Source organism: Pseudomonas mosselii, assembly GCF_003205295.1.
In the GTDB taxonomy this organism is placed as follows: domain Bacteria; phylum Pseudomonadota; class Gammaproteobacteria; order Pseudomonadales; family Pseudomonadaceae; genus Aquipseudomonas; species Aquipseudomonas mosselii_B.
Map to the genome: position 1 here is coordinate 1 of NZ_QJRP01000032.1, position 9,544 is coordinate 9,544.

The window sequence follows — 9,544 nt, forward strand, 5'->3', positions numbered from 1 at the left end:
GAGGCCGAGCGGAGTTCTTGCGGAGGGAGGTGACGGCCATGGATGGCCGTCAAGCGCTGCGCCCCAGGATGGGGCGTTCAGCGCGGTCCTCCCGGGAGCAAGAACGGAGCGAGGGAACCCCGGAGCGAAGCGTAGGGGCCGGATGAACGGAGCGGGGCGGCTTTGGTTACTTTGGCCAAGACCAAAGTAACCCGCCGTAAGGGCGGAAAGGTGACTAAATGTCGTTATCTTCTACGAATGCGCATAAAAAATTCAAAATCCACACCCTGAAACCCGAACCCGAACCCGAACCCGAACCCGAACCCACCACCTATACTCCAACTCCCAAAAACAACAGCAAGGAGCCCCCCATGCCCCAGGAAAACCTAGGCACCTGCCTATGCCAAGCCACCAAACTGACCGTCAAGGTCGATAACAACCACGTCAGCGCCTGCCACTGCAGCATGTGCCGCAAATGGACCGGCGGCCCACTGCTGGCCGTCCATTGCGCCGAACCCCCGCAGTTCGAAGGTCCAGCCCCGAGCGTCTATGATTCCTCCCCCTGGGCCCAGCGCGGCTTCTGCGGCCAGTGCGGCACGCACCTGTTCTACCGCCTGAAAGAGGGCAACCTCTATGTCGTGCCGGTCGGCGTGCTCGACGGTAAGGTGAACTGGACCTTCACCGAGCAGATCTTCATCGACGAAAAACCCGCCTGGTACTGCTTCAAGAACGAAACCAAGGACCTCACCGGCCAACAGATCTTCGAACAGTTCGCCCCGTCCTGAGCCGACCCGCCTTGCCAAACCCACGTATTTCTGAGAAAAGGGCGCCCACCAAAACCGTCTCGAGGAACCTGCCATGAGCAGTGAGCTGCAAGTCATCGATCTACAGGAAGGCGACGGCAAGGCCGTGGTCAAGGGCGCGTTGATCACCACCCAGTACCGCGGCACCCTGGCCGACGGCAGCGAGTTCGATTCGTCCTGGTCGCGCGGCAAGCCGTTCCAGTGCGTGATCGGCACCGGCCGGGTGATCAAGGGCTGGGACCAGGGCCTGATGGGCATGCGCGTGGGCGGCAAACGCAAGCTGTTGGTGCCGGCGCACCTGGGCTATGGCGAGCGCTCGGTCGGTTCGATTCCACCGAATTCGGACCTCACCTTCGTGATCGAGTTGCTGGAAGTGCTGACCCGCGACGATTGAACTACAAGCAATAATTCAGCAACACACATGCGTTAACGTGGCCTATGTCCATGGAACGGCATGTGCGCCCAGGGAGGAACCAAACGGGTCGAGGGCACTCTGAGCCTCACTCGCTGCCATGGATGGCATTCACGACAAGGACGACCAGCAGCCAAGGCTGCGGGACCGTGTGGCGGGGCAACCCAGTATCCCTTGCCGCAAGAGTCCGTCCCAGATGAAGCTGCCCACCTTCCTTCGCCGTCGTCGTCACCTGTTGTTGAGCCTGACGCTCGCCGCTGCGGCCGTGCCGTTGGCCTTGGCTGTGGTCGAGAGCCGCGCGCAACCCGTGGATGGCACCCAGACCCTGGTCTTCCTGCGTCACGCCGAGAAACCCGGGGAGGGGTTGGGGCAGCTGAACTGCCAGGGGCTCAACCGTGCCCTGGACCTCGCCACCTTGCTGCCCGAGCGCTTCGGCAAGGCCGACTACGTATTTGCCGCCAACCCTTCGCGGGGGGTCGAGGAAGGTAGCCAGGATGAGCGCTACAGCTACATCCGCCCGCTGATGACCATCAGCCCCAGCGCCATCCGCCTCGGCCTGCCGGTGAACATCGACTATGGCGCCAACGATACCGATGACCTGGCTGACGAGCTGCTCAGCAGCAAGTACCGCAATGCGACGGTCTACACCGCCTGGTCCCGCGGCTATCTCCCGGAACTGATCAACACCGTGGCCGGCAAGGCCCTGGGCGAAGAGCGGGTGCTCACCGAAGACTGGCATCGCGACGACTTCGATACCTTGTACGTGCTCACGCTGACCTGGCGCGATGGCAAGGCGACCCTGCTCAGCCGTAACCTGCGCCAGGGGCTCGATCACGGCGAGCCTGGCTGCCCGACCTGACCTGCTGTTACTGTCTGGCCATCAGGCCTGGACAGGAATGGATGCATGAACCAGCGGGTGACAGTGATCGGCGGCGGGGTGGTCGGCTTGGCGACGGCATATGCGTTGGTGCGCGACGGCAGGCAGGTCGACCTGGTCGAGGCCCGCGACAGCCTGGCCAGCGCCACAAGTTTTGCCAACGGTGGACAGCTTTCGTATCGCTATGTGGCGCCTCTGGCCGATGCCGGTGTGCCGTGGCAGGCACTTGGCTGGCTGCTGCAGGGGGATTCGCCGTTGCGTCTGCGCGTGCGTCTGGACACAGCGCAGTGGCGTTGGCTGGCGGCTTTCGTCATGGCCTGCCGCACGTCCGTCAATCGGCGTAATGCTGCTCAGTTGCTGAGCCTGGCGCTCGAAAGCCAGGCGGCGTTACAGCGCTGGCGCGAGCAGGACGGCCTTGATGATTTCGCCTGGCGACGCAATGGCAAGCTGGTCGCATTCCGTACCCAGCGTGCATTCGACCATGGGTGCCGACACCTGCTCGATCCCGACAGCCAGCGAACACTGGATGCTGCCGAACTGCGCGAACTCGACCCGGCGCTTTGCGAGGCACCGTTCGTTGGCGGCGTGTTCACCCCGGACGAAGAGGTCGCCGATTGCCACCGCTTCTGCCTGCGCCTGGCCGAGCGCTTGGAGGCATCCGGGCAATGCCGGTTGCTGTTGGGGCGGCCGGTGACACGGCTGATCACGCACGGTGATCAGGTGCTGGCGCTTGAGATGGGCAACGAGCGGCTGGAAGTGCAGCGCCTTGTACTCAGCGCCGGGCACCGCAGTGCCGGCTTGGCATTGCCGGGCTTGAAGCTGCCGGTCTATCCCTTGAAAGGTTACAGCCTGACCGCGCCGGTCGGTGCCACGCACCGGGCGCCGGAGGTGAGCATCACCGACTACGAGCGCAAGATTGTCTATGCACGATTGGACGATCAACTGCGGGTGGCGGCGATGGTGGACATCGTCGGTTATGACGAGGCGGTGGACGCCGGCAGGCTCGCGAGCATGCGCCGGCTGGCGCGCCAGACCCTGCCGGAGGCCGCTGATTACGGGCAGGCGGTGGAGTGGGCTGGGATGCGGCCGGCGACGCCGACCGGGGTGCCGATCCTCGAGGCCACACGGTATCGCAACCTGTGGCTGAACCTGGGGCATGGAGCGCTGGGGTTCACCTTGGCGTGTGGCAGTGGCGAGCGGCTGGCGAGGCTGTTGCGCTGACCTTGTTGGCCTCATCGCGGGGCAAGTCGGGTCGCCGCATCGCCGCTCCCACGGATTGCTTTTGACGCCAGGGGAGCGGGCTTGCCCTGCGACGGGCGCTACTGGTGGATCAGCGGCCGAAGCGCATCGGCCAGCCCACCACCTTCTTCGCCCGCGGCGTGGCATAGGTACGCACCTTGGAGGTACTCAACCCCAGTCTCACCAGCGACTCGGCAATGGTCACCGCCGCACTCACGCCGTCCACCACCGGCACCCCGGTGCGCTGGCGGATCTGCTCGTCGAGCCCGGCCATGCCGCCGCAACCCAGGCAGATCACTTCGGCCTTGTCCTCGCGCACAGCCCGCTCGGCCTGCTCGACGATGGCTTCCACCGCGCGCCGTGGGTCGCTTTCCAGCTCCAGCACCGCCAGGCCGCTGGCGCGCACCGAGGCACAGCGCTCGTACAGCCCGGAGAGCTTGAGGCGGTCCTCGATCAGCGGCACGGTGCGGTCCAGGGTGGTGACCACCGAGTAGGCGTGGCCCAGGTACATGGCGGTGCTGGCGGCGGCGTCAGTGATGTCCACCACCGGCACGTCCAGCAGCTCCTGCAGGCCTTCGCGGCCATGCTCGCCGTAGCCGGCCTGGATCACGGCATCGAAGGGCTGGTCGTAGGCCAGCACCCGGTCCATCACCGCGATGGCGGCCAGGTAGCTCTCGAAATTGCCCTCCACCGACTCGGCGCCGAACCACGGGGTCAGGCCGACGATCTCGGTACCGGGCGCGGCCACGCTGCGCGCTTGCTCGGCAATGGCCTGGGTGATGGCTTCGGTGGTGTTGACGTTGGCGATCAGAATACGCATGACGGATCTCCCTGAATTCAGTGGCTGCTGTGGTCGACGGCGATGCATTCGCCGCTGACATCGAGGTATTGGCGGTGGCGTGGCGCAATCAGCAGGTAGATGGCGGCGGCGATACCGGCACCGATCAGCCAGGAGAATGGCGCGATGCCGTGGAAGTTGGGCACCAGGGCCAGGATGATGGCCAGCAGCGCGGCCGGGATGAACGCCGCCAGGGCGCGCAGGTTGATGCCGCGGGTGTAGTGGTAGGCGCCGGCGGGATTCTCGCTATACAGCTCAGGCACGTTGATGCGGCCCTTACGCAGCAGCCAGTAGTCGGCCATGATCACGCCGTACAGCGGGCCGAGCAGGGCGCCCAGGCCCGAGAGGAAGTAGACGATCACCAACGGGCTGTTGTACAGGTTCCACGGCAGGATCAGCACCGCCAGGGTGGCGCTGATCAGCCCGGCGCGGCGGAAGTTCAGGTGGCGCGGCGCCAGGTTGCTGAGCACGAAGGCCGGGGCGACGAAGTTGGCCATGATGTTCACTGCCACGGTGACGATCAGGAAGGCCAGGCAGCCCAGCACCAGGAACGCGGTGTTGGGGATGCTGGCGACGATCTGCGTCGGGCTGTCGATGACCTGGCCGTTGATCTGGAACTGCGCGCCGCACAGCACCACGGTGATCGCCGCGAACACCAGGATGTTCACCGGCAGGCCCCAGAAGTTGCCGACGCGGATGGTCCTGCGGCAGGGCGAGGAGCGGGCGAAGTCGCAGAAGTTGAGCACCAGGGTGCCGTAGATCGCCAGCCACAGCGCGCCGCCGGCGAAGATATTGCGCCACATCTCGTAACCGCCCAGGGGCTCGGCGACCGACCAGGCGATGCGCGCATCGGCCTTGAAGTACATGAACACCGCCAGGCTCGCGACGGTCAGCAGGATCACCGGGCCGGCGAAGGCCTCGTAGCGGCGCACCATCTCCATGCCGTAGGCGAGGATCACCAGCTGCACCAGCCAGATCGCCACGAAGCATACCCAGCCCAGGCTCGACAGGCCGAGGATGCTGTCGTGATCGTAGTCGGCCACTTGTGGCCACACGGCGGTCAACAGCACCCGCAGCACCACCGAGGCCAGGTAGGTCTGGATGCCGAACCAGGCGATGGCGATCACCGCGCGGATCAGCGCCGGGATCTGCGCGCCATGGATGCCGAAGGCGATGCGGCTGATCACCGGGAACGGCACGCCGGTCTTCTGCCCCATGTAGCCGGACAGGTTCATGAAGAAGTACACCAGCGCCGCACCGATCGCCAGCGACAGCAGGATCTGCCAACCGCCCAGGCCCAGGGCGAACAGCCCCATGGCGAAGGAGTAGTTGGCGATGTTGTGCACGTCATTGGTCCACAGCGCGAAGATGCTGTAGCCGCCCCAGCGGCGCCCTGCCAGTTTGGTCGGGGCGAGGTCGCGGTTATGCAGGCGTGGGCTCAATTCGAGATCGGCCGGGTGGCCTTCGAGGGGCGTGGTCGAGGGATGGGTGCTGGCAACGGAAAGTTCAGGGGCAAGGGGGAGGCTGCTACTCATTCCGGCGGCTCCTGATGCGTGTGACTGCGATGAGCGGGCGCTGGCGCACGGGCTCGCCATCTCGTCGGTGCAGGCGTTGGCATCACAGGGTTCTGGGCGCAACGGTCGCCGATGGGGCGACGCTGCGGGTTCTTGTGTATTTATGTTTCGTTAAATTTGTATACAAAACGCAAACACACAAAAGCCAGTTCCATGCCAGCAATCAACACGCTTTCAGGGGGCTACTATTTTGAATCTATCTGTTTGAAAGTTAAGTAGATGAAATATGGGAACTATAAGTTGACCAAATGAACAGGTTATATTTTTCACGCAACCAATTAGTTGATCGTTTGGTCAAATTTAGTTAAACAAAGTGTGTAACCTAATGGGGCGTTACCCGTGGAAAGTGCACACAAAAATGGCACTTATGGTGACATTCGTGTGTACAAGTTTTGCTCGGGCTCTTGGCCAAACCGACCTCGTGGGAGCGGGCTTGCCCCGCGATAGGGCCTGCCGCTGCAAAGCCTCCCTCACGCCATGGGCGGCAACCGCCGCTTCACCGGCGTCTTCTTGATGATCGCCGTATTGGTCTCGGCCAGCACGTTGAGGCGGTCGAGCAGCGTGTCCAACTGCTCCATCGAGCGCACATGCAGGCGAGCGATGAAACAATCCTCGCCAGTGACCTTGTCGCATTCGGTGAACTCGGGAATGGCCACGATCTGCCGTTCCACCTCCTGCAACTGCCCCGGCAGCGGGCGAATGCGCACGATCGCCTGCAACTGGTAGCCGAAACAGCGCGGGTCCACCTCCACCGTGTAACCGCGCAGCACGCCGCGCTCCTCCAGGCGGCGCAATCGCTCGCTGACGCTGGGAGCCGACAGTCCGCTGAGTTGCGCCAGGGCCTTGAGCGAGCGGCGCGAATCCTCCATCAGGGCGTTGATCAGCAACTGGTCGATGGCATCGGTCATGGCATCCTCGTTAGGTGATTTTCAAGATTTGCCTTGATAGTAAAGGTGCAAGCACGGATATGCCTTGGTTATCCGCTGGAAGGGCGCCCTCGACCCTCCGCATACTGTGCCCATCGTCGACAGGAGGTGTGAGATGGACAATTCGTTGCGCCGTGGTTCGCTGGAAATGATCGCCGCCATGCTGATCTCCGGGACCATCGGCTGGTTCGTGCTGGTGTCCGGGCAGCCGGTGCTGGAGGTGGTGTTCTGGCGCTGCGTGTTCGGCGCTGGCACCTTGCTGCTGATCTGCGCGGCCATGGGCTTTCTCAAACCGGGCGTGCTGACCCGCGCCACTTTTCTGCTGGCGGTGGCCAGCGGGGTGGCGATCGTCGGCAACTGGGTGCTGCTGTTCGCCTCCTACTCGCGGGCTTCGATCGCCATCGGCACCGCGGTGTACAACGTCCAGCCGTTCATGCTGGTGGGCTTGGCCGCGCTGTTTCTCGGCGAGAAGATCACCCTGGCCAAGCTGACCTGGCTGGGCGTGGCGTTCCTCGGCATGCTGGCCATCGTCAGCGCCCATGGCGCGGGGCAGGCCAGTGGCGACGAGTATCTGCTGGGCATCGTCCTGGCATTGGGCGCTGCGTTGCTGTATGCCGTGGCCGCGTTAATCATCAAGCGTCTGACCGGCACGCCGCCGCACCTGATCGCGCTGATCCAGGTGAGCACCGGCGTGTTGCTGCTGGCGCCCTGGGTAACACTCGGCGGACTGCCCGGTGAACTGCCGGCGCTCGGCAGCCTGGTGACGCTGGGGATCGTGCATACCGGGTTGATGTACGTGCTGCTGTACAGCGCCATCCAGCGCCTGCCCACGGCGTTGACCGGGGCGTTGTCGTTCATCTACCCGATCGCGGCGATCCTGGTCGACTGGCTGGCCTTCGACCATCGCCTGGCGCTGGTGCAGTGGCTGGGTGTGGGGCTGATCCTGCTGGCGGCGGCGGGCATGCAGCAGGGGTGGTGGTTCCGGCCAGCCGGCAAGCCTGCGCGACAACCTTAACGCAAGGGCGGCTTACCGGCGTAAAGGAATCATCCGGCAATATCAGGAAGCAGGTGGCTTATTGATGGCACTGCTGTCCTTTAGTACCCTGCGCAGCTATTTCGCAGTGATGCGCTCGGCTTTAAGTGACGGACCACGCCCCCATGCCCCTTCCTACCCGCTTCCTGGCCGCAGGCCTGGCACTTTTGCCTTTGCTGGCCGGTGCCGCACCGTTCCAGACACCTGGCGATCGCGACCTGATCCGCGACCGCCAGGAGAACCTGTTGCAAGAGCAGCGCAAGCGCCTCGAAGAGCTGCAGCAACTGCCGGGCAGGCAGGCACCGCAGGCGCCAGCCCAGCCGAGCCAGGAAGGGCGTTGCTTCCAGATCCAGCGTGTCGAGCTACAAGGCGCCAGCCTGCTGGATGATCGGCAGCGCCAGGCCCTGCTCGAAGGGTACCAGGGCAAGTGCCTGCAGGTCGGCCAGCTCAACGACCTGCTCAAGCGCATCACCGACCATTACCTGAACCGCGGCTACCTGACCACTCGCGCCTACCTGCCCCAGCAGGACCTGGGCTCCGGCGTGCTGCAGATCATCATTGTCGAAGGCCGCCTGGAAGGGCTGGACGGTTCCGCCCTGGCCAGCCCCCGGGAAATGGCCATGGCCTTCCCCGGCAACACCGGCGAGGTGCTCAACCTGCGCGACATGGAACAGATGGTCGACCAGCTTGGCCGCCTGCCCTCGCGTCAGGTCGAGGTGGAGCTGGTGCCGGGCCAGGAGGTCGGTGGCAGTCGCGTCCAGCTCAAGGGCCAGCGTGACAAGCCCTGGCGGGTCTCGGCCAGCCGTCACAACAACGGTGACGCCAGCAGTGGCGAACAGCAGATGAACCTTGGCCTGGAATGGGACAGCCCACTGGGCCTGGCCGATCAGCTGAGCCTGCGCGGCGGGCGCGACGTGGTCAGCGACCACTGGCGCCATTCCGACAGCCACGGCCTGAACTACAGCCTGCCGTGGGGCTGGTGGACCTTCAACTACAGCTACAACCACAACTACTACCGCACCCGCGACACCTCCAGCGGTTTTCCCTTCAAGCTCGACGGCGACAACAGCGTGCACCAGTTCCAGGCCGAACGGGTGATCCACCGCGACAGCCTGAGCAAGACCGCGGTCAATGCCGGCGTCAGCCACCTGCGTGCGCGCAACTACCTGGACGACACCCTGATCGACGTCTCCAGCACCCGTATCACCGAGCGCCAGCTGGGCGTCAACCACGGCCGTCGTATCGGCAACGCCTTCGTCAACCTCGATGCCGGCTGGCAGCAGGGCATCGGCGCCCTCGACGCCCAGGGCGCGGGCGATCCGCGCGGCAACGAACCGGTGGCGCGCTACAACAAGTACACCCTCACCCTGAGCTACCTGCAGCCGTTCCAGCTGTGGGGCGAGCAGTTCAGCTTCGACAGCCTGGCCACCGGCCAGCGCAGCGAAGACGCCCTCTACAGTGGCCAGCGCATCAGCGTCGGCGGGCTGACCTCGGTGCGTGGCTTCAAGGAGCAGACCCTCACCGGCGACAGCGGCGGCTACTGGCGCAACCAGTTGCGCTGGCGCCGCCCGGTGACCTGGGCCGCACTGCAGCCGTGGCTGCGCGAATACGGCATGGCCTTCGCCTATGACGCCGGGGTGATCAAGGGCCAGCACGGCAATGGCCAGGACCATGGTCGCCTGAGCGGCAATGCTTTCGAGTTCAACGTGCGCGGCCAGTACTTCGCCGCCAGCGCGACCTTCGCCCGCTCGCTTGAACGCCCCGACGTCATCACCCGCCGCGAACACCCGATCTATTTCCGCGTCGACGCGTTCTTCTGAGCCTCGACCCACCCATTACCCGTGACACCGCCGCCCCGTCAGG

At 64.7% G+C, this 9,544-nt stretch carries 9 protein-coding genes; 6 read left to right on the plus strand and 3 right to left on the minus strand.

The window, feature by feature from the left end:
• Window positions 1–350: 350 nt before the first annotated feature.
• The 4 genes from DMX06_RS21600 to DMX06_RS21615 all read left to right on the plus strand — a co-directional run bounded on the left by DMX06_RS21600 (window position 351) and on the right by DMX06_RS21615 (window position 3,292).
• The gene (locus tag DMX06_RS21600) at window positions 351–764 is read left to right on the plus strand and encodes a GFA family protein (protein ID WP_110739274.1); all 414 of its coding nucleotides are present in this window, start codon (window positions 351–353) and stop codon (window positions 762–764) included.
• A gap of 73 nt (window positions 765–837) precedes the next feature.
• A complete protein-coding gene (locus tag DMX06_RS21605; protein ID WP_110739275.1) occupies window positions 838–1,176 on the plus strand; it encodes an FKBP-type peptidyl-prolyl cis-trans isomerase in 339 nt (112 codons plus the stop codon).
• Window positions 1,177–1,390: 214 nt separating this feature from the next.
• The gene (locus tag DMX06_RS21610; RefSeq protein WP_110739276.1) at window positions 1,391–2,053 is read left to right on the plus strand and encodes a histidine phosphatase family protein; all 663 of its coding nucleotides are present in this window, start codon (window positions 1,391–1,393) and stop codon (window positions 2,051–2,053) included.
• A gap of 45 nt (window positions 2,054–2,098) precedes the next feature.
• Window positions 2,099–3,292 (plus strand): D-amino acid dehydrogenase, encoded by a 1,194-nt coding sequence (locus DMX06_RS21615; protein ID WP_110739277.1) that lies wholly within the window; start codon window positions 2,099–2,101, stop codon window positions 3,290–3,292.
• A gap of 109 nt (window positions 3,293–3,401) precedes the next feature.
• On the opposite strand, the gene DMX06_RS21620 is transcribed toward DMX06_RS21615, so the two are convergent.
• The 3 genes from DMX06_RS21620 to DMX06_RS21630 form a co-directional block, all read right to left on the minus strand.
• Complete coding sequence (locus DMX06_RS21620) at window positions 3,402–4,130, minus strand: aspartate/glutamate racemase family protein (RefSeq protein ID WP_110739278.1); 729 nt, start codon at window positions 4,128–4,130, stop codon at window positions 3,402–3,404.
• A gap of 17 nt (window positions 4,131–4,147) precedes the next feature.
• Window positions 4,148–5,683, minus strand: coding sequence for an NCS1 family nucleobase:cation symporter-1 (locus DMX06_RS21625; RefSeq protein ID WP_110739279.1), 1,536 nt, complete (start codon window positions 5,681–5,683; stop codon window positions 4,148–4,150).
• Window positions 5,684–6,192: 509 nt separating this feature from the next.
• On the minus strand, window positions 6,193–6,630 hold the full coding sequence (locus tag DMX06_RS21630; RefSeq protein ID WP_110739280.1) for an Lrp/AsnC family transcriptional regulator: 438 nt from the start codon (window positions 6,628–6,630) through the stop codon (window positions 6,193–6,195).
• Window positions 6,631–6,763: 133 nt separating this feature from the next.
• On the opposite strand from DMX06_RS21630, the gene DMX06_RS21635 reads away from it, so the two are divergent.
• Together DMX06_RS21635 and DMX06_RS21640 are read left to right on the plus strand one after the other, a co-directional pair.
• Entirely contained in the window at window positions 6,764–7,663 is a 900-nt protein-coding gene (locus DMX06_RS21635; protein WP_110739281.1) for a DMT family transporter, read from the plus strand.
• 143 nt (window positions 7,664–7,806) lie between these two features.
• A complete protein-coding gene (locus DMX06_RS21640) occupies window positions 7,807–9,501 on the plus strand; it encodes a ShlB/FhaC/HecB family hemolysin secretion/activation protein (protein ID WP_110739282.1) in 1,695 nt (564 codons plus the stop codon).
• Window positions 9,502–9,544: the final 43 nt, after the last annotated feature.